The 19,942-nt window shown below is 40.3% G+C and carries 26 protein-coding genes; 3 read left to right on the top strand and 23 right to left on the bottom strand.

Going from position 1 to position 19,942, the window contains the following annotated elements; translation table 11 throughout:
• Positions 1-106: 106 nt before the first annotated feature.
• The 4 genes from NSQ52_RS07045 to NSQ52_RS07030 are packed head-to-tail and all read right to left on the bottom strand — an operon-like array spanning position 107 to position 3,731.
• The gene (locus NSQ52_RS07045; RefSeq protein WP_058337396.1) at positions 107-1,300 is read right to left on the bottom strand and encodes an ABC transporter permease; all 1,194 of its coding nucleotides are present in this window, start codon (positions 1,298-1,300) and stop codon (positions 107-109) included.
• On the bottom strand, positions 1,301-1,987 hold the full coding sequence (locus NSQ52_RS07040; RefSeq protein WP_045034218.1) for an ABC transporter ATP-binding protein: 687 nt from the start codon (positions 1,985-1,987) through the stop codon (positions 1,301-1,303).
• Positions 1,984-3,090: an efflux RND transporter periplasmic adaptor subunit gene (locus NSQ52_RS07035; RefSeq protein ID WP_024719556.1), complete on the bottom strand. Its 1,107-nt coding sequence runs from the start codon at positions 3,088-3,090 to the stop codon at positions 1,984-1,986. Before NSQ52_RS07035 ends, NSQ52_RS07040 begins: the two co-directional genes overlap by 4 nt.
• Positions 3,091-3,110: 20 nt before the next feature.
• Positions 3,111-3,731 carry a YIP1 family protein gene (locus NSQ52_RS07030; RefSeq protein ID WP_024719557.1) on the bottom strand — a complete coding sequence of 207 codons (621 nt, stop codon included), beginning with the start codon at positions 3,729-3,731 and terminating at the stop codon, positions 3,111-3,113.
• 517 nt (positions 3,732-4,248) lie between these two features.
• On the opposite strand from NSQ52_RS07030, the gene NSQ52_RS07025 reads away from it, so the two are divergent.
• The gene (locus NSQ52_RS07025) at positions 4,249-4,626 is read left to right on the top strand and encodes a hypothetical protein (RefSeq protein WP_039168668.1); all 378 of its coding nucleotides are present in this window, start codon (positions 4,249-4,251) and stop codon (positions 4,624-4,626) included.
• A 47-nt stretch (positions 4,627-4,673) separates the two neighbouring features.
• Here the strand turns inward: NSQ52_RS07025 and moaD are convergent, their stop codons facing one another.
• Genes moaD through NSQ52_RS06995 form a run of 6 tightly spaced genes read right to left on the bottom strand, consistent with a single transcriptional unit; the run spans position 4,674 to position 8,804 of the window.
• The gene (gene moaD / locus NSQ52_RS07020) at positions 4,674-4,907 is read right to left on the bottom strand and encodes a molybdopterin converting factor subunit 1 (protein WP_008345159.1); all 234 of its coding nucleotides are present in this window, start codon (positions 4,905-4,907) and stop codon (positions 4,674-4,676) included.
• Entirely contained in the window at positions 4,900-5,391 is a 492-nt protein-coding gene (locus NSQ52_RS07015; RefSeq protein ID WP_041092418.1) for a molybdenum cofactor biosynthesis protein MoaE, read from the bottom strand. The genes moaD and NSQ52_RS07015 overlap by 8 nt, the downstream gene beginning before the upstream one ends.
• Positions 5,384-5,911, bottom strand: a complete 528-nt coding sequence (gene mobB / locus NSQ52_RS07010; protein WP_024719560.1) for a molybdopterin-guanine dinucleotide biosynthesis protein B — start codon at positions 5,909-5,911, stop codon at positions 5,384-5,386. Before mobB ends, NSQ52_RS07015 begins: the two co-directional genes overlap by 8 nt.
• Complete coding sequence (glp, locus tag NSQ52_RS07005; protein ID WP_342474023.1) at positions 5,893-7,167, bottom strand: gephyrin-like molybdotransferase Glp; 1,275 nt, start codon at positions 7,165-7,167, stop codon at positions 5,893-5,895. The genes mobB and glp overlap by 19 nt, the downstream gene beginning before the upstream one ends.
• A gap of 9 nt (positions 7,168-7,176) precedes the next feature.
• Positions 7,177-8,193 (bottom strand): thiazole biosynthesis adenylyltransferase ThiF, encoded by a 1,017-nt coding sequence (locus NSQ52_RS07000; protein WP_342474022.1) that lies wholly within the window; start codon positions 8,191-8,193, stop codon positions 7,177-7,179.
• Positions 8,194-8,222: 29 nt separating this feature from the next.
• Positions 8,223-8,804 carry a molybdenum cofactor guanylyltransferase gene (locus tag NSQ52_RS06995; protein WP_208755865.1) on the bottom strand — a complete coding sequence of 194 codons (582 nt, stop codon included), beginning with the start codon at positions 8,802-8,804 and terminating at the stop codon, positions 8,223-8,225.
• 83 nt (positions 8,805-8,887) lie between these two features.
• Between NSQ52_RS06995 and NSQ52_RS06990 the strand changes: the two genes are divergently transcribed.
• Entirely contained in the window at positions 8,888-9,805 is a 918-nt protein-coding gene (locus tag NSQ52_RS06990; RefSeq protein ID WP_041507373.1) for a hypothetical protein, read from the top strand.
• A gap of 62 nt (positions 9,806-9,867) precedes the next feature.
• Here NSQ52_RS06990 and NSQ52_RS06985 read toward each other — a convergent pair whose 3' ends face one another.
• The 3 genes from NSQ52_RS06985 to ahpA form a co-directional block, all read right to left on the bottom strand.
• Positions 9,868-10,449 carry a hypothetical protein gene (locus tag NSQ52_RS06985; protein WP_007498648.1) on the bottom strand — a complete coding sequence of 194 codons (582 nt, stop codon included), beginning with the start codon at positions 10,447-10,449 and terminating at the stop codon, positions 9,868-9,870.
• Positions 10,450-10,930: 481 nt separating this feature from the next.
• Positions 10,931-11,389 carry a TlpA disulfide reductase family protein gene (locus tag NSQ52_RS06980; protein WP_008345174.1) on the bottom strand — a complete coding sequence of 153 codons (459 nt, stop codon included), beginning with the start codon at positions 11,387-11,389 and terminating at the stop codon, positions 10,931-10,933.
• A 276-nt stretch (positions 11,390-11,665) separates the two neighbouring features.
• Positions 11,666-12,208 (bottom strand): biofilm-specific peroxidase AhpA, encoded by a 543-nt coding sequence (gene ahpA / locus NSQ52_RS06975; protein WP_007498654.1) that lies wholly within the window; start codon positions 12,206-12,208, stop codon positions 11,666-11,668.
• Positions 12,209-12,479: 271 nt separating this feature from the next.
• Between ahpA and NSQ52_RS06970 the strand changes: the two genes are divergently transcribed.
• Entirely contained in the window at positions 12,480-13,289 is an 810-nt protein-coding gene (locus NSQ52_RS06970) for a mechanosensitive ion channel family protein (RefSeq protein ID WP_342474021.1), read from the top strand.
• Between the two features lie 22 nt (positions 13,290-13,311).
• On the opposite strand, the gene NSQ52_RS06965 is transcribed toward NSQ52_RS06970, so the two are convergent.
• The 10 genes from NSQ52_RS06965 to abbA form a co-directional block, all read right to left on the bottom strand.
• Positions 13,312-13,554: a YkuS family protein gene (locus tag NSQ52_RS06965; protein WP_024424725.1), complete on the bottom strand. Its 243-nt coding sequence runs from the start codon at positions 13,552-13,554 to the stop codon at positions 13,312-13,314.
• 50 nt (positions 13,555-13,604) lie between these two features.
• Positions 13,605-14,783, bottom strand: a complete 1,179-nt coding sequence (locus NSQ52_RS06960) for an N-acetyldiaminopimelate deacetylase (protein WP_268389761.1) — start codon at positions 14,781-14,783, stop codon at positions 13,605-13,607.
• 34 nt (positions 14,784-14,817) lie between these two features.
• Positions 14,818-15,528, bottom strand: coding sequence for a 2,3,4,5-tetrahydropyridine-2,6-dicarboxylate N-acetyltransferase (gene dapD / locus NSQ52_RS06955; protein ID WP_008347987.1), 711 nt, complete (start codon positions 15,526-15,528; stop codon positions 14,818-14,820).
• A gap of 109 nt (positions 15,529-15,637) precedes the next feature.
• The gene (locus NSQ52_RS06950; RefSeq protein ID WP_008347989.1) at positions 15,638-16,096 is read right to left on the bottom strand and encodes a flavodoxin; all 459 of its coding nucleotides are present in this window, start codon (positions 16,094-16,096) and stop codon (positions 15,638-15,640) included.
• Between the two features lie 16 nt (positions 16,097-16,112).
• Positions 16,113-17,006 (bottom strand): hypothetical protein, encoded by an 894-nt coding sequence (locus tag NSQ52_RS06945; RefSeq protein WP_058337404.1) that lies wholly within the window; start codon positions 17,004-17,006, stop codon positions 16,113-16,115.
• Positions 16,996-17,472 (bottom strand): flavodoxin, encoded by a 477-nt coding sequence (locus NSQ52_RS06940; RefSeq protein ID WP_008347992.1) that lies wholly within the window; start codon positions 17,470-17,472, stop codon positions 16,996-16,998. Before NSQ52_RS06940 ends, NSQ52_RS06945 begins: the two co-directional genes overlap by 11 nt.
• A gap of 199 nt (positions 17,473-17,671) precedes the next feature.
• A complete protein-coding gene (locus NSQ52_RS06935; protein ID WP_058337405.1) occupies positions 17,672-18,079 on the bottom strand; it encodes a DUF4275 family protein in 408 nt (135 codons plus the stop codon).
• Between the two features lie 95 nt (positions 18,080-18,174).
• On the bottom strand, positions 18,175-19,056 hold the full coding sequence (locus NSQ52_RS06930) for a LysR family transcriptional regulator (RefSeq protein WP_039168691.1): 882 nt from the start codon (positions 19,054-19,056) through the stop codon (positions 18,175-18,177).
• Positions 19,057-19,152: 96 nt separating this feature from the next.
• Positions 19,153-19,596 carry a cyclic-di-AMP-binding protein CbpB gene (cbpB, locus tag NSQ52_RS06925; protein WP_007498671.1) on the bottom strand — a complete coding sequence of 148 codons (444 nt, stop codon included), beginning with the start codon at positions 19,594-19,596 and terminating at the stop codon, positions 19,153-19,155.
• Between the two features lie 147 nt (positions 19,597-19,743).
• Positions 19,744-19,935, bottom strand: coding sequence for an antirepressor AbbA (abbA, locus tag NSQ52_RS06920; RefSeq protein WP_008347999.1), 192 nt, complete (start codon positions 19,933-19,935; stop codon positions 19,744-19,746).
• Between the last annotated feature and the right edge of the window lie 7 nt (positions 19,936-19,942).

Raw genomic sequence — 19,942 nt, 5'->3', positions numbered from 1 at the left:
CGAAAAAAAGCCTTTATGCGTTTTGCATAAAGGCTTCAGGTGCGGAACAGCAGGCAACATATCTCGTTCTACCTTCTTGTCAGCACCTTGAACGTTAACTTTAGGATTATTCATATCTAAGTGATTCAATAGGATCGAGCCTCGCTGCTTTATTGGCAGGAATCAGTCCAAAAATAATACCAATGAGCATACTAAATAGGACGCCTCCACATACGATTTGCCACGATACAAGAGAGGGCCACCCTGCAAACAGTGACACAAGTGAAGCACCTCCTAAGCCAAGCGCGATTCCAAGTAACCCACCGATCAGTGTAAGGACGACAGACTCAATTAAAAACTGAACGAGTATTTGAGCCCTAGTTGCCCCAAGTGCCTTTCGAATTCCAATTTCTCTTGTTCTTTCTGTGACAGATACGAGCATAATATTCATGACACCAATGCCGCCGACAAGTAATGAGATACCAGCAATTGAGCCAATGATTGTTGTCATGACAGACGTAATCTGACCAATGCCTGCTGCAATCTCTTCCAGATTGATCATTTCGTAAGCATTTTCTGTATGGTGATTTTCATTTAAGCGTGCAGCCGCACTCTTTCCTACTTCTTTCATTTGATCAACATGTGCGACTTGAATAGACAACTTATCATATTCTTTCACACCAAATGCAGTTGTCAGCATTGCAAAAGGGACATATATTTCATTCATATCAAATGAAAACAGCCCTTCCTGTTTTGCTAGAACTCCGATCACCTCAACCGGCTGTCCATTCATCCAAATCAACTCGCCTACTGCCTTCTCTCCATTAAACAATTCTTTTTGTATCCCTTCTGAAATAACAGCTGCCCTTCTTCCGCTCCTAAAATCGATTTCACGTAAGTCCTGTCCTTCTGCTATATGTAACGAGTGTACATTCGTGTAACCTTCATTAATCCCATTGACCGTTGCATCTATTGTTGTATCTTGGAATCTTAATTGCATGCCTTGTGCCGTGGAGGAGGCAACCTGTTTAACCCCATTCAATGCTTGAACACTTTGAATGTCTTCTTCAGTAAATGTGGCTTCAAATAACGCATTCGGATTCGCATTTAACTCCTCATCAGAGGGTGTATAGGTCATATCAATGGTATTGTTTGGCCCTGAAATTGATTCTTTCAGCATTTGCTCGCCGCCTTGACCGATGGCAACGACTGCAATCACCGAGCCAACCCCAATAATAATGCCAAGCATCGTTAAAATAGACCGCAATTTATGAGCAAGGACAGAATTCAGCGCTATTTTGATATTTTCAAAGAGTTTCATTCATTCGTCTCCTTGTATCAATCTATCTTGAGCGAGGCGTCCATCTCTCACAACGACTATCCGGTTTGTATACGCAGCTATTTCTTCTTCATGAGTAACGAGCACAACCGTTGTTCCTTCCTCATTGAGCTTTGTAAACTGTTCCATAATCGAGCCGCTCGTTTTTGAATCAAGAGCGCCTGTTGGTTCATCTGCCAAGATAAGCTCCGGCTCATTGACAATCGCACGTGCGATGGCTACTCTTTGCTTTTGACCCCCTGACAACTCGTTTGGCATATGCTTCATTCGATCTGCCAAACCAACCTTTTCAAGTGCCATTTCCGCACGTTCTTTTCTTTCCTTTTGACTGATACCAGCGTAAATCATCGGAAGTTCAACATTTCGCCTCGCATTTAATCTAGGCAGTAAATAAAATTGTTGAAAAACAAAACCAATGGATCGATTTCGAATCACTGCCAGTTCTTGATCCTTTGCTGCCGACAGCTCCATACCTTGAAAATGGTACTGTCCGGAGGTCGGGTGGTCCAGACAGCCAATGATATTCATTAACGTTGATTTCCCAGAGCCGGACGGGCCCATAATGGACATATACTCGCCTTTACCAATGACGAGGTCCACTTCACTTAATACATCAAATGTCTCCTCAGCGACTTCGTAGCTTTTTGTCACGTTTGAAAGCTGAATCATTCAGCATTCACTTCCATTCCGTCATACATATCATCTGATGGCTCTGCAATGATTTGATCTTCTTTTGTTAAACCTTTCGTCACTTCAAGATCTTGACCTGACGTTTCACCTAATGTCACTTTTACTTTCTTCAGTGCATTCTTTTCAACAACATAAACGTATGAACCATCTTTCTCTTTTTTCACAGCTGTTTCAGGAATTGTGTGCACTTGACGCTTGTCCGTTTCAATTTCCATGATCATTTTAAAGCCTGGTTTTGCATCCGGCTTTTTCCCTTTTATTTCAATTTCGACTGGATATTGTACGGTTTGATCACTAGCAGCTGTTTCTGCTGTTGACTGGGCAGGCACAGCGCCCACTTTTTTCACCACTCCTTGCCAACTCTTTCCGCGAATGACATCAGACGTTACCTTTACTTTTTGTTTCTTTTTGACTTTCATAGCATCATACTCACTGATTAAGCCTCGTACAATCATTTTTTTCTCATTGGCAATATGGATTACCGGCTGTCTCTCTTCTAGCTTCCCTGCGCCAGCATCTTGCTCGATGGAGATGACTGTTCCTTCAATTTTGCTATGTATCGTTAAATCTTCTATTTGTGCCTTTACTTTTTCTTGGTTAAGCTCCGCTTGTTTTTGCTCTAATTCAGCAGCTTTGAGTTCGAGTTCAAGCTGATCTCGCTCGTTTTTCGAATCAGAGCCCGCCTTTTTTCCCTGATTTTCATCTAATGAATTGAGTCTATTTTGTAATTGTTCAAGCTTTAGTGTACTTGATTCAGCCGCAAGTGCTTGCTGCTGTTCTTCAAGCTCCAGTTCCTTATTTTCATATGTAAGGAGCGGTGTTCCAGCTTTCACTTTTTCTCCTTCTTTCACAGCGATATGATTCAGGCTTCCCTTCTCCTCTTCTGTATAAATAAATTGCTCCTCCGAGAATGAAAGTGTTCCAGGCGTCATCACCTTAGAGGTTATTTCTTTTGATGCAAGTTGGACTGTTTTAAATGATGCCGTAGAAGCAGGCTTTGATTGGTTTTTTGCAATATTAAATCCAATAAATAGACCAATCACAATAATGATAATGGATCCGATGATGATTTTCTTTCTCATAAAAACATTCTACCTCCAGCTTACTGCATGTTGATGGTGATCGTAGTTCCTACATATTGAAAAATTAAAGATAATACATAAAAGACACTCACAATAATCCAAGATATTCTTGGCGAAATGCGGCCGACCTTGATCAATAAAAAGCCTGTTAAAACAAGATTCCAGATCACAAAAAGGTCAATATTTCCTAACACAGCATGCCATGAACCAGACATTCGAATGAATGCGTTTAATGAGGTAATAGTGATATCTTTTGGCACATGAAACATAATGATCGCTAAATGAGAAATGATCGTACCAATGATCGTAATAGGTGTGATATAAAGCACACCTGAAAATAGCTGCTGAAACGTTGCATCACCTTTTGCTAAAAAGACGATGAACTTGTATACGGCAGTATTAATGACAATCCCAATGACCAAACCAATGAGCGTGATCACATAAACGAAAGGGATTGGTAAAATTAAATCTGCCCACATTCCTTCATTCACTAGCTGAGACAAATAAGTGACAACAACTGTTAATACAAGCACACATGATAAAGGCCACCAAACGAATGGCTGCTCCCACACTCTTTTTAAATGCTCTGATGGTCTTGTGCTTACGCCTATAATTGTGGGTTTTTGCGTTGTTTCTTTCATCAAATGTCATCCTCTCCATGTGCTGTAAGTATGGAAACGTTTTTTCATACTCTTGTTGTTTCTATTTTATCAAAAGATTGCCAATAAGTGATAGATCATTTGATTTTCTTATTTTCATAGTGATAGGATTGAATCTATTATTCTATTTTCATGAACGACATCCTTCAAATGATACTTGGACCGACCATATTCATATGAAAAAATCCTGATTTTACTGACTGAAAAACATTTTATGAAGTAAACAACATGTCTTTCGGAATAAATATCCTTTTCCTTTGGATTCAGATGGTCTCAGTTAGACACAACAATTTTTTGTTAAAATATTCCTAGTAATTTCAATGAATCCCGGCTTTATAGGACTATGTTTAGCGCCTTTTATAGAACAGATGAGCCTTTAGTAACAATACTTTCATATTAAAAAAATAAAAATAAAAGGATTTTACTTGATCAAATGTTATTTTTTCATATAATGTAAAATAGAGGTAGGTTAAATGATAGTGGAAATGGAGTCAAGTGAATGTTAAGAGAAAAATTGAAACTGCAATTGATTTTACTTTATGAAAAGGAACAAGAAGCATGGCAATACTTTCGAAAGGAAAGAGAACTGATTTATCATGAGCTTAAATTACTTGATATGAAAGAGAGCAGACCTTCTAATGACAAAATATACTACGCAGCAAGGTGTGTAGATATTATTAAAGAAAAAAAGGGAAGCATTGTGAGCACAAAAGAATTAAAAGAACAGCTTCAAGCACGAACAGATTTCAATGTGAGACGAATCAGCGAATTGTATGATCTCATTCAACAGCTCGATCCTCACATTTCTAAAGCACGCCGGGGATGTTTTATTTACGAAGATCATACCCAAGTACCTCTACAATCTTTTCACACATAAAAAAATTGGTTACAGCCGCCGGCCATAACCAAGTCCTCTAATATCTATTATCCACCACTTACAGGAGGAATGAGTGCAACAGTGTCCCCGCTACGCACTTCAGCATTTCCCCTCGTATATATTTCGTTGACTGCAACCATCACGTTTTGTGCAGTATCAACACCATATACCTCCTGTAATTCTATTTTAATCTCATCAACCGTTGTTTGATCTTTTTGAATGATGATTTGTTGTTTACCGGCCTTCTCAGCAAGGCCGGCGAACAATAATACGCTAATCATGCCGCTTCCCTTCTTTCTCGTTAAGTTGGAGAGTACTAGGTTTTCCTTCCGGGTATGAAACGGTTTCAAGCTGATCACCTATCCAAGCCTCTCCATCTTCCCAGTATTCCTTTTTCCAAATAGGAACTATTTCCTTTATTCGTTCAATCGCATATTCATTGGCTTCGTATGCAGCTTTCCGATGAGGTGATGAAACAGCTATTGCCACTGCAATGTCACATATCTCAAGAGTGCCAATACGATGCACAATAGCAGCTTCTGTATCGGGCCAGCGTTTTTTAATTTCTTGTCCAATTTGACTCAACATATTTTCCGCCATTGGTATGTATGCTTCATATGTTAAACGCAGCGTTTTTTTGCCATTTGTCCATTCTCTTACCGTGCCTATGAATGTCGTAATGGCTCCCGCTTTGCGTCTTGTGACATGCTGAATCAATTCATTCACATCAATCGGCTCTTTTGTGATGTTAAAAAGTTCATTCATACGAGGCTTCCCCCTTCAATAAATTAAAAGCAAATGTGATCCCGCGCTTATCAAATGCTGAAAACACAGGAAACGGGTATTTCTCAGTGAATTGTATTTCTTTATTGAAATAAATGGCTGCTTGTATATGAGAAAGTGTTGAAAGATCAATGAGTTCCTGTTCGTCTTTGACACACAGGATTTTGCGGTAAGGCGCCTGTTTGTATCCTTCGATCAAGACGGCATCTAAAGGAAGATGCTGACACATGTTGAGTAGTTGCGCGAATGTCATGTGCCGTATGAAAAAGTGACATTCACCTTCTCCCTCCACACCTGCGGCAAATGCACCCGCTTGAACATATCGATCCGTATCTTTTTGTTTGAACAGACGGTCTGGCTTTCCGCCATGTCCGTGATGTTTGAAGCAGCCTAGCTGCATTTCTTCTTCATCCGCCAGCTGACATAATTTTTCGATCAGCGTCGTTTTACCACTATTTTGATAGCCCACGACTTGTAGAATGTTTAATTTGTCATCCAACATGGAGCACCGCCTTCGTGATGAAATAGCAGAACGCTGACCTGGTCACCTGCACTAAACCCTCTTGTTCCTCCGGGCAATACAATGAAACAATCAGCATGAGCAATCGATGTCACCGCACTAGATTTATCAAGACCTGTTGGCGTCACACTCAGCTGGCTGCCAACGAAATCAAGTGATGCTCTAACAAATCGTGTGAACGGATTGGCTTTTGGAAAATCATGTGTCAGCTTCGCCTCAGCAAAAACGGGAAATGGATTTTCTTTCAAACACCATTTATAAATGATCGGTTTGACAAATAGTTCAAAGCCAACAAAACAGGCAGCCGGATTTCCTGACAGCCCATAAAGCAATTGACCATTTGGCAACGCAGCAACGGTCGTCACACTTCCAGGTCTCATGGCCACTTTATTAAACAACACATCTGCACCAAGTTTTTCATAAATAGCAGGTAAAAAGTCAAAATCACCTACCGATACACCACCTGTTGTGATGAGCATATCAACTTTGCTTAAGGCTGCTTTTACGGCTTCATAGCTTTGATCAAAATCATCGGATACACCGCCTAAATCAAGCGGTTCTCCTCCAGCTTCAAGAACCTGGGCGTAGACCATACTCAGGTTACTATTTCTAATTTTACCGTCCACCATGGCATCACTTACTTGTAGGAGCTCGGTGCCTGTTGAGATGATACCGATGACCGGTTTTTTGACGACCGGCACAACCGCATACCCGAACGTTGCCAATATCGCCGTCACGCCTGGGGTTACTTTTGAGCCTTTTTTGATCATGACGTTCCCTTTGAGGGTCTCTTCTCCTTGGCGAGAAATATTGTCACCCTTTTTCAGAGGTCTTTTAAGTGACATCATTGATTTACCGTCTTTTTCAAACGTTTTCGTCAATTCGAGCATGATCACAACATTTGCTCCTTTTGGAATCTTCGCTCCTGTCATGATGCGAATCGCTTGAAAAGGGCCGATCGTTTTTGCAGAAACAATACCTGCCCCTATATGATCAATGACCTCAAATTCAACCGGATGCTCGCTCGATGCATCCTTTGTATCTTCTGCTCGAAGTGCAAAACCATCATACGGAGAACGATCAAAGGCAGGAACATCGTGATCTGCTAAAATATCCTCTGCAAGCCATCTTCCAAGGCTGTTCTTTAAAGGAACCCATTCGACTTGTCCATGTTTTTGAAATTGGTGGACTTTCTTTACTGCCTCTTCTACTGGAATTGGCTGTCGTCTTTCCATCACTTCTCACTCCTATATGCCTAGCAGTCTTGCTAGTAATGAATTGGCTACTTTTTCATCATTTGTCCCATGGATTAATACACGTCCTCCTTTAAAACAAACGATACGGTGTCTTTCATAGCGTATATGAATTAAAAAATCGTTCACTTCCACCTCACAAATAGAGGACAGACGCTCTTTTACATGCTGAAATGAAAGGTTTTCTAAATCCTTCGATATGATTTGAACGGTGGCACGTCCGCAAAGAACCGCTGTTTTTTTGCGCTGTTCCTGTAAATATGGATACGTTCTATTTGTGCCGCAAGATGGACAACTTTCCTGCTTCGTACGAGATACATCCATTTTAAACGAAGACGACTGCCACAAATCAAACGTGACAAACTTTCGCTCCATTTGCTCTTCATGCCCTGTTAAATATTTTAATGCCTCTGTTTGCTGATAAGCCGACACCATTTGGACAGCAGGAGAAATAATACCAGCTGTATCACATGTCAAACCCCCAACAGGCATTGAGGTAAACACACAGGATAAGCAAGGTGTTTTGCCCGGCAAAATGGTCATATACATTCCCTGACTGCTCACACAGGCACCGTAAATCCAAGGCGTATTTGTTTCTAAAGATAAGTCATTCATCACCATTCTTGTCTCAAAATTATCAGTCGCATCAATGACGATATCTGCCTTTCGGAATAAAGGTCTTAACAGCTCTACTCCTGCATCTTCAATAAGAGCGTGAATGGTCACTTCATGGTTGATCTCTTGGAGACGTTTTTTAGCTGCTGCCGCTTTTGGCACATGCATCTTTGCATCGTGTTCAGTGTACAGCTGCTGCCGCTGTAAATTTGAGAATTCGACATAATCACGATCTACAATCGTCAAAGTACCAATTCCTGAACGGACAAGCCCTTCAGCAGACGCTGTTCCAAGTGCACCAGCTCCAACAATAAGGACATGACTTTCGGCAAGCGCAGACTGCCCTTTTTCCCCTACCGGAGGGAACAAGATTTGCCTTGAATATCGCTCGTTCAATATTGTTCTCTCCTCCTCGTTTTTATGTATCATATCATACCGTTTTCAGGTAAATCGCTTCTTTTATTGATATTGTGAAATTCATTTGGTGCCACGTTCAGTTCGTCGGCTGGAACAACCTGGACGTGAAGTTTTTGTAATAAGTCTTTAATAGCTAATTGATTCTCTTTTAAGCACGCATAAATAAACGGAAGACTGCGGCGGTGATAAAGCGCAAATAACGGCTGTAATCTTTCCTGCACCATCGGGACCACAGCATCTACATGCTCATGGCAATAAGAAGATAAAGCGACGGCTGTCTCTTTTCGTATGAATGGCATATCACATGCCGTCACTAAATACCACTCTGCTTCTTGCTTTTGCATAGCGGTATATATGCCTGCAAGCGGGCCATACCCACGCATCTGTTCATCATCTAACCAAACAGCTTGTTCCCCTCTCGCTTTGAAAAAAGGCAGAAGCTTCGGGTGACTGATGATGATGGTTTCCCCTTTCAAAAGTTGCTCTTTCACATGTTCATATAGTGGTTTCCCCTGATAGACATGACTTGCCTTTGGCTCTCCAAAACGCCTAGAAGCACCTCCGGCTAGTATCACATTCACTATTCTCATCATCTCATCCCCTTTGATATGGTTGTTCTAATCGCACTCATTTCGCATACTTTATTGATAACATGAATAAGGAGGGTCTACCTATGAACCGGCGCCATGCTTCTCCCCTATTCCATGATCTGTCTCAAGAAAATCTATTTTTAAAAGCTGAAACGGCCAAATATCAACAGATGATTTCAGATTTACAGTCCACATATACGTATGCTAAAAACAAGAAGCTATCTCAAGAATATCATGAGATGAAAAAGGATTTCACTCAATTAAAACAACAATTGGATGAAATGACCATTGACCAAGACGAAGCATCATCTAAAATACAGGATCTCTCTTATAGCAAATCGGAATTATTACATAAAATCGTCCTTCTTCATGAAATGCTGCAAAAGGAAACCTATCATAGACGAAAAGAAACAGAGGAAAAGCACCGATTGCATTTGAAGGTTGTAAAATATAAGGAAATGTCTCAGCAACTACAGGAGCGATTACTAGACCAAGATAAACAGCTTGCAAAAGAGGAGAAAAAAGGAAATACTTTATCCGTGGTGATTGAAAAACTGCAGCAAACTCTAGGCGATAAAAACGCAGAGCTACATTTATTACAAGAAGGCGTCCGGCATCTACAGGAGCGTTTTTATGAAACACAAGAAAAATTACTGCAAATCGAAAAAGCAAAAGAAGCCATTTTTTATGAAACGCTCACGAGCTACCAAAAACAGTTAGCCGAAAGCGAGGAATGGATCGCTTCTCATTTTGCTGATATCGACCAGTCAGCCCAAACAAATGCCGAGCCGTTCTCACAAGACCCTATTTTGCAAACAACCGAAGAAATAGGACCGATTTTGAAGAAACTAAACGAACAAGTAGAAACGCTCCAGGCAAAAGTCGATGCTGTGCAGCGGAGTGGAGAGGTCATGACAGTGAAGATCGATGGATTTAAAAAACAGCGCGACAACATGCCCAAAGAACGAAAGATTGTCTATACAGTTGATCAAAAAAAGTGATCAGTTCATCACGTACGCAAGAAAAAACTGCTGGCATTTAAGCCCAGCAGTTTCTTTTTTATTTATTCGTCTTCTGTTTGAATGTCGCCTTCTAAAATATACTGTCCGCGATAAGGTTTCTTCACTTCTGGGTACATTTTAATTAAGCTTTGCATAAACGTTGTCATATTTGGAATTTCAAGACCGCTCTCTTTTTCAATCTCTTTTTGAAGTTCAGAGCTTTTAATCGCCGCATTATGACGCTTTAATGTTTTGATTGCAGCTTCACGAAGCTTAGCTGCCTTTGATCCAGGTCTAGCTGTGCCTCTTCTGCGTCTTGTAGATCCTTCAGGAATACCTACAGGTGCACCATTTAGCTGACCTGTTCCTAAAGATGATGTAACGTTTGACTGCGTTTGCGCAGGCTGATTGTAGCTTCTCATTTCTTGTGCAGCCAGCTCAGCTAATACAGGCAGTGAATCTGTTTTTCTCTCTGTACGCACTTCTTTTTTTGTATCTGTGACGAGACCTGTACCTTGACGGTCTAATTCTCTTAGTTTTGCGTAAATCGCATCTCGTTCAATTTGATATTCACGGATGACCTTTACTTCTGCTTCATTTAATTGTTCCAATCGTAAACGTAACGCTTCCCTCTCATTAAACAATGGATTTCCCCCTCATCATATAAAAAATATTCTATAGTAAATATTAGATTAGAAAACTAATTTTATCAACTATTTTTTTATCATTTTACAGTTTGCTATCAGATAGGTATTTCCAACTAAAATTTTGCCAAAGAAGAAAAATCGGCACCCATTTCATTGCCACTATAGGCTTTTGACCACCTTTAAAATATTGTAAAAATTTTGAATAAATGCTTATACTACTTGATTTATATAGTTATTTACCAAACTGAAATTTCTTTTGTGCAAAAACGTTCTGAATAGTAAAAAGTTAAAATCTTTACATTTTCATTTCAAAATAAAAATGTAAATAGGTCATAATACCTTTTTATTTCAGGGAATTTTTTTAATGAAATCCCTCATTTTCTCTTTTCTTAGGCATTCCACCTACAATCATATTCATCCAGTGCAATATGACTCCTATTTTTCCCCATGAAAAAACCCCCATTCATGGGGGGAAAGCCTATTCTGCAGCCTTTTCAGACTCAGAAAGAACTCGATTGACACGTTTTTCAAGCATTTTCATACCGCTTCCGCCAGCTTGGAAGTGGCGTAAAGCACCTGTTTTATCGAATACATAGTAAGCTGGTACATATTCGTTCTCAAATGCTTCTGTTAATTTATGGTCGCTGTCTACAAAGATTGGCTGTGTGATTTCATGCTCATTTGCAACCTCTTTGATTTTTTCTAGGTCTAGGTCATCCTCTGAACGTGGCATATGAACTGCGATCACGTTTAGTTGATCCTTGTATTCATCACGGAATTGGTTCACTTGCGGCATCGCCTCTTTACAAAGGTGACAGCTAACTGACCAGAAGTGGATCAATGTTGGTTTATCACCAATTAATTCTTCTCTTGTTACTTCTCCATTTAACCATTCTTTTGCACCAGTTAGTTCTGGCATTGGTTGACGTAATTTCATTTTGAAGCGCCTCCATCCATTGTATGTCTCGAAACAAAAAGGTCTAACATCAGTTAGACCCCAGCGTGTAGACAAACCCTCGCATTCTTTGTCAGTCCTGCGTGCTGGTGCTCACGAATGTCACATTCGCTTCGCGCCAGTACTCGTCCTTCCTAGGGCTGCAAGGGTTTTCTATCACGCTGAAAAGAAGACAAAGGGCTAAAATAAACAACATTTTAGCCCTTTGTCAACAATCTGAAGGTCTAACATCAGTTAGACTGCTTCTTCAACTATCAATTAAAGTGTTTTTTGACCAGGCTTCCAGTTCGCTGGGCAAAGTCCACCAGTTTGTAATGCTTGAAGAACACGTAGTGTCTCATCTACATCACGACCGATATTGTTGTGGAATACTGTTTGATATTGAAGTTCGCCTTCTGGGTTAATGATGAATAGACCACGAAGTGCAATTCCTTCTTCTTCAATTAAAACACCGTATTCTCTAGATACTGTGTGGTTTGTGTCAGCAGCTAGTGGGTATTTTAATTCTCCAAGACCATTGTCTTTACGATCTGTGTTGATCCAAGCAAGATGCGTATGGATTGTATCAGTAGATACACCGATGATTTCTGCATCTAAATCTTCAAACTCATCATAACGATCGCTCATTGCTGTAATTTCAGTTGGACAAACAAAAGTGAAATCCATTGGATAGAAGAAAAGAACTGTCCATTTGTCATTCTTGATGTTTTCCTCTAAACTCACTTTACCAAATTCCTTATTAGCAAGTACTGCTTCCATTTCAAAACGTGGAGCTTGTTTTCCTACAAAACGCTCTGCCATATGTAAATCCCTCCAAAAATAATATCTTTATACAGACTTCTTAGCTGTATATAAAATGAGAATCAATAGGTTAAATTCTCATTTAGTTAATAACTTCACAAATATAATTATAATACTTAAGCGATTTTTAGTCAATATTAATTAATAATAAATTTAATTAACGATTTGTCACAATCTCTCGTTCCAACTATTAAAAGTTTAACATGACTTGCATAAGGGAACAAATGATTAGCTTCTCATTTCGCACATACATAGAAAGGTTTTGAAGATCATGAAAGCACTTGAACAAGCAGATTGGGTTTCCATCATCATGAATATCAGTATGATTTTGCTAAAACTCATTGCTATTTTTGTGATTTATTTTATCATCAAAGCGATTGGAAACAAGATGATTAAGCGTGCCTATTCAGCATTCTCTGAGAAGCACGATGTCTCTTTATCACGAGCTCAAACGTTGCAAAGTCTTACCTTAAATATTTTCGCCTACTTGCTGATTTTTATTCTAGTTGTGATGATCCTCGACTTATTTCATTATAACCCAACCGCCTTGCTGGCTGGGGCAGGTGTTGTAGGACTTGCCATTGGATTTGGCGCTCAGGGATTAGTGAGTGATATTGTGACAGGCTTCTTCATACTGCTGGAAAAACAATTTGATGTCGGCGAGTATATAACGGTTGCTGGTTTCGATGGGATCGTTGAACAAATTGGACTGAGAACAACACAGCTTAGAAGCTTTGATGGCACTCTTCATTTCATTCCGAACCGAAGTATACTTAATGTAAGCAATCATTCACGAGGGACGATGCAGGCACTCGTTGATATCGAATTATCCCCAGATGAAAATGTGGATCAGATGATCACCACTTTGCAAGCAGCCTGTGATGAAGTTCGTGAGAGCATGCCGCAAATCATCGAAGGTCCTCAAGTCGTTGGAGTGGAATCATTTGGCTCCTCATCCCTCGTCCTTCGTATCATTGCAAAAACTGAAACGATGGAGCAGTGGCGTGTCGAACGAATTCTGCGCAAAAAAATGAAAGAAGCACTTGATCTAGCCAAAGAGCAAAAAGAACCAGGATCATAAAATCCTGGTTCTTTTGTTTGTTTTATTGAACACGCTGTTCTACTTCTTGACAAATTTCATCAGCCGTCATACCTGACGCTGTAATGACAGATGCCTTTGTCGTTGTGTCTGAAATGCCAAGAACATTTGAATCTAGTCCTGTGACCACATAGCAGTCACACTGATCCATTTGCTGTTCATTTTGAATACGTACGACATCATACCCTTTTTGCTTCAAAAGCTCTTCTACATCGGATAAAGATTGTTCTACACCAATTCTTGTCATAATCAAGAACACCTCCTGTACATAAGGTGTACAGGAGGTCATTTGATTATTCATTCACCTGCTTGCTTTTTAAAATAAGCCGTCATGACGTTCACAGCTGTTTCAATCGCATTTTCGTCAGGAGTCAGCTTGGCATGGTGCAGTCCATATTCTGAATCTACCCCTAACCAAAACATGAACCCAGGGTATTTTTTCAGCATGTAGCCGAAATCTTCTCCTGTCATCGCTTCTCTGCATTCAATGACATTCGCAAGCCCTTCTTCGGCTACATATGACATAAATTCCTCTGTCAAATCCTTTGAATTGTCCACTTCGTAATAAGATGAAGGGTATCGAACGGTCGCCTTGCATTCGTAGCCAATTTCAATTCCCTTTGCGAGTGCTTCAATTCGTTTTCTCACCTTTTCCATAGACTCTGGCGAGAGCGTGCGAATGGTTCCATCGAGCTTTGCGTGCTGCGCAATGATATTTTGAGCAGTGCCACCTGTAATCGTGCCAACTGTAATGACGGCACTATCAAGAGGGTCCACATTTCGTGAAATCACCGATTGCAGCTGCCCTACTAGTGCACTTGCAGCCACCACCATATCATTTGCTAAATGAGGGTATGCGGCATGCCCGCCTTTTCCTTCAAGATCGATCACAAGCTCACTCGTATTAGCAAATAATAGGCCCGGCTTTGTTGCAATCGTGCCGACTGGATATTCAGGTGCAATATGCAGCGCTGTAATGAAGTCTGGCGTCCACTTTTTTAGAACATCACTTGTAAGCATTGGTTCAGCTCCGCCTGGCCCTTCTTCTGCCGGTTGGAAAATAAATAGCAGATCTTCTTTGATTGGCTGATGCACGAAATGATCAATGATACCAAGAGCAATGGTCATATGAAGATCATGTCCACATGCATGCATGTTGCCCTCATGTACCGATTGAAATGGGTAGCCCGTTTCTTCAGGGATAGATAATCCGTCCATATCTGCACGATACGCAAAGACGCGCGTAGGATTTGTCCCTTTTACTTTCACAAAAAGTCCAGTCCGCCATGTTTCCATCTCGATTCGATCTGTTGGGTACGATTCGAGATGCTTGATGAGGTAAGCTTGTGTTTTAAATTCCTTAAAACCAAGCTCAGGAATTTGGTGTAAATCTCTTCGAATGGATATTAATTGCTCACGATTTAACAAGTGAACTCGCTTCCTTTCCTCTATACGAATAAGACGTGGATATATCATCCACGTCTATGTCTTCAGCTGCGAATTGTGTCAATTAAAGCTGACGCAGTTCTTGTTTGATTTCAGTTTTACCTTTTGTTTTTTCATCAATGTCTTTGATTTTCTTTGCAGGTGTACCTGCTACAACCGTGTAAGGCTCGACATCGTTCACAACGATCGCTCCAGCTGCTACAACTGCACCTTTCCCAATGGTCACACCTTCTAAAACAACAGCATTTGCACCGATGACAACATCATCTTCTACTACAACTGGCTTAGCAGAAGGCGGCTCAATAACACCTGCAAGAACAGATCCCGCACCGATATGACAGTTCTTACCTACTGTCGCACGGCCGCCAAGAACAACGTTCATATCAATCATCGTACCTTCACCGATGACTGAACCGATATTAATAGATGCCCCCATCATGATGACTGCATTATCGCCAATTTCCACTTGATCACGAATGATTGCACCTGGCTCAATACGTGCTTTGATGTTTTTCAAATCCAACATAGGAATCGCAGAGTTACGACGGTCATTTTCCACGACAACATCTTCAATTTTGTCTTTGTTTGATGCTAGAGCTTCTTGAATTTCGCTCCATTCACCGAAGACAACCCCAGTATTACCTGTGATAAATGTTTTTGCATGTTCACCAAATTCAATACCTTCTAAGTCCCCTTTAATGTAGACTTTCACAGGTGTTGATTTTGTACTATTTTGAATAAATGAAATAATTTCATTAGCGTCCATTTGTTTCATGTATGTATGTCCTCCTCTTAATTTATACTTCATTACTGTACCAAAGGAGAGTTTTAATGACAAGTGAAAGAATTGTCTGCGCCTTGGCAAATAAAACAAGCGGGCCTCTTTATCCCGCTTCTTGCTGATGAAGATGAACAAATTGTCTCCCAAAAGAAATCAATTCCTCTTCCTCGTTTCCTTCTGGATTCAGCTCTATTTTGATGGATGGTAGGACGATATCACCGCCCAGCTCCTTCACTTTTTCTTCAATTAAATCCACAGCTCCGCAAAAATGTTCATAAGATGTATCTCCAGAACCGAATACAGCAAATGCTTTACCCGTCAAATCAAGCTCTTCCATTTCCTCATATAGATCAATAAAATCATCTGGAAGATCACCATCTCCCCAAGTATATGCACCTAACAGAATGTGCGAGTAATCATGAAGGAGTTCAGCATCAATATCCATCGCTTCATGCCGGTCCACGCTAGCACCAGCTTCCTTTAATCCTTTTTCGATTAAATCAGCCATTGCTTCTGTATTTCCTGACATTGTGGCATACACCAATAAAACTTTTTTCGTCACTTTTTCTTCCTCCTTATTAATGAATCAGTGCAGGTTCCTCATAAGGCCTGACAAACTTACTTTCATATAAACCCGCACAGAAAAAATTCTCCTTTTGATTGGCGACACGAAAACCGTGCCCTTTGATCGTATCAAACCATTTGAGCTCTTTTTGCTCTATATCAAGCTGATACACTTTAGAAAATCCATACTCATCCTGTGAAGTGGTCACGTACACAATGCCGTTATCCTCTGACACATCCAAAAATGATTCCTCTTGCGCAAAAGCTTGTGATTGAATATCATGCAGCATATTTGTATGTAAGTCTAAAATTTGAACAGACCCTCTTTTCCCTTTTTTAGAGCCCAACGCACAGACAAGGAGGTGTTCCCTGCAAAGCAGCATAGAAGCAGTCATTCGGTGCTCTTCTCTGTTTAGGAGAAAAATCTGTTCACTTTGCAAGTCATACACCCATATTCCTCCATGCACCTCATGAATCTGCGTTCCAATATAAAGATAATCACCGGCTACACATAATGAACGAATCACAGGGGGCTGATTCACATGAGCAAACGGCTTCATAATTTCCCAGGAAATTCCGAAATCGGTTGACACATAAATACTATGCTTTCCATGTGCGCATACAAACCCATCTTTGCGTCCTGTAATAGACCAAACAACTGCATTTGTTGGAAAAGATGATAGCGCCCATGTGTGGCCCTCATCTCCTGATCGTATGACAGTTCCATTTTCACCAACTCCGAACAAATACGGACCAATATAACTGATAGCGTGGATTTTATGCTTGAGCTTAAAAAGCTGCTGCCATCCGCCCTCCACACTGTAATGAAAAATACCTTCTCGTTTGACGGCAACAAAGTAGCCGCCACTTTTAGACGCAGCAACAGCTGTCGCACCTTTATGAAACATGATTTTCAACTCTTTTCTCAGACAATGATGCCCACGTTAAAAAGCTCGTTGCAAACTCCTCACAGCACGCCACATCTTCATCTGTATCTGGTGCAAGTTCCATTTTCAATGTTTCAGGAAATACGGATGCACCTGTCGATTTCAGCATGTCATGAAAGGTATGAACAGCCTCGCAAAACTTCGGATAACTGTAATCGCCTGATCCAAATACCGCCGCTTTGATGTGACTAAGTTCAAGAGCTGAGACCTCTTCATAAAAATCTTCAGCTTCATAAGGGAGATCACCGTCACCCCATGTGTAAGAGCCGATCATGACATAATCGTATGAAGAAAGATCTTCTGCACTTGTGTCGTCAAATTCCATCATCTCTGTCTCTATCCCTTTTCCTTCAAGCGTTTGTTTTAAGATCGCTGCCATGTCTTCCGTATTGCCAGACATACTCGCAAATGCAATTAGTGCTTTCATCTATTGGTCACCTCATCTAAATGATAATCATTTTCAATTATTATATGTACACTTTAAATGATAATGATTTTCATTGTCAAATGTTTTATGAAAAGGTGCTGTTCAAAATAAACATGACGTACATCAAAAAACCGCTCATTCCAATTGGAAGGCGGCTATAATTGATTATCACTCTATCTCTTTGTGATTTACTCTTTTTTTATTTCTGAATAAAATATGGACCGCAATCGGATTCGTGCGTCATCACAAATGTCCAATTTTCTTCCCAATCCATGACATACAGATCGCTATAGTCCATGTGTCCGTCTGTATATGGCAATTCCTTCACTGACAGTTCCTTGGCGTTTTCAAACAGATACGCTTCTTGAGTAAATTGATAAAAAATAGTACATGTATGCTTTGATTGCTGATGAAAGGCGTTTATCGCTGCCTCTTTTTCAAGGCATTCAACTTTTCCCCAGCTGCATAAGTGCCATAGGAAACCATCCATCCCAATCTCTTTTTGTTCTTCTAAAGAAAGATGACTTGCAAAACGTCCACGCCATCTCTCGCGTAAATAAGTTCCCCACTTCGGTATATCCATCTTCTTTTTTTGTTGATTTCTCATCATTTCTTCCAGCTTTCTGCTTTTTCAGTAGATAAATCTATTAGAAACCTAATCAAACCACTTATCCTAAAAAGCACCTCCTCTTCCAGAAGTACTTACACTGCCTCACTTTCAAGCATTTCTTTCACCACACCAACAAATGCTTGAACTTGTTTTAACTGAAAAGAGGCTTCATATCCTAACAGCCATGTGTCACGTCCGATTTGCTCTCCATTTGCGTCTACGAGCGGGGTTTTGTGTACACTTTTCTCATGATCATATAAGGTGACCGAAGGCAAAATGGCGTAGCCGATACCGTGATAGGCCATTTGTTTACATGTCTCAATCTGGTCCACAAGAATCGTCTGTTTTGGCGACACTTTAAACTTTTGATGCCACCAGTGCTGAATTTCTTGATAATAGGTGCTATCACTTTTAAATTGAATAAACGGGCGTTCTGTCTCAATTAACTCATCCACGTCCTTGATGACAGAATCGACTAAATATAAATGATCGGTCATTAAGTATTCCTTTGTGCCCTTCCAATCAGGATTCCCGCGAATGATGCCAATGTGGACATGGTCTTCATACAGACTTTTAAGCATCTCACTGCTCCAGCCTGTCACAAGAGATACTTTGGCATTTGGGTATTTCTCGACATACCGCTTCAGCACCTTTGGCAGCCAGTGCTGACCAATAATGGACGCAACTGCAAGCTTGAGTGTACCGTGAATTTCTCCTTCAAGCTCGTCAATTCTCTCTCGCACTCGATCCTGCTCAGTCGTGACCTCTTTGGCGAATTGAATAATCTGTTCGCCAGCTGAAGTGACTGTCAAGCCTTTTTGTGAACGAAAAAAGATTTTGGTTCCCCACTCTTTTTCAATCGTTTGCAGTCTTTGAGATAAGGCAGGCTGAGAGACAAAGAGCCGCTCTGAAGCCTTTCTCATATTCAATTCCTCACTAAGTACAACAAGCATATGTAACTCTTGAAGCTGCATGGGCGCCCTCCTTCTCTTGATAAGTTTTTCTTATTTTATATAGTCATTATATAAATAATAGCTTATGAAGGCAAAAAAAATAAGCTGGGCTACAGCTCATTTTTTTGCGGAATGAATGACTTCATTTAAGCGCTTTAATACAACACGCCGAGTGAAAATTCCTTCGAATACTTGCTCTTCATTTTCCACACAAACAAATCCATTATTCGTCACAGCGTGAACGCCTTTTAAAACAGGATCCGTCGTTTTCAGTCTTGGAATATCTGATAGCATGACCTCTTCTACCTTCAATTGGTCGAGCTTTTCAAATTCAATTCGTTCTAAGCCAAAGATTTTATCCATGATCATATTTGTTCCAATTAACCCATGAAGGTGATAAGAAGCATCCAGAACAGGTATCGCTGTATATCCTGTTTTTGTCAGGACCAATAGGGCGTGCTCAAGATTATTTCCAATTTGAACGTGTGCCACTTTATCTGCATCAATCATATGCTCAGCTACTGTTGACTCAAGTAATTGAGCCGGTTCTATCTCTATCATGTTTCTTCGACCCCTTTTCTCTCAATCATCAATCATACATTCCCCTTTAACATTAAGCATAAACTAAAACGAATTTTGTCGAAAGATTTTTTTTCTGCATAAAAAAGATACTCAGCGTAGAGTATCTAATAGAATGTTCAATCGATATTAATTCTCAAACCTTACTCTGTCATACAATGTGATCAATTTCTTATACGTATTGTCGTCGACATTTTTTGTTCCACATTCTATATCATTGATCTCACTGCTTAGTAATTCGACAGCATATTCCTGATTCAGTAATACGTTTAATAATAGCTTTTTCTCTTCTTCATTAAAACGATTTTCGATGACGCTCATTCAACAT

The sequence above is a fragment of the Bacillus sp. FSL W8-1141 genome (assembly GCF_038593205.1).
GTDB lineage: Bacteria > Bacillota > Bacilli > Bacillales > Bacillaceae > Bacillus > Bacillus altitudinis.
The sequence above is the reverse complement of the archived record's forward strand: the minus strand, read 5'-3'. Positions and strand labels throughout refer to the sequence as shown.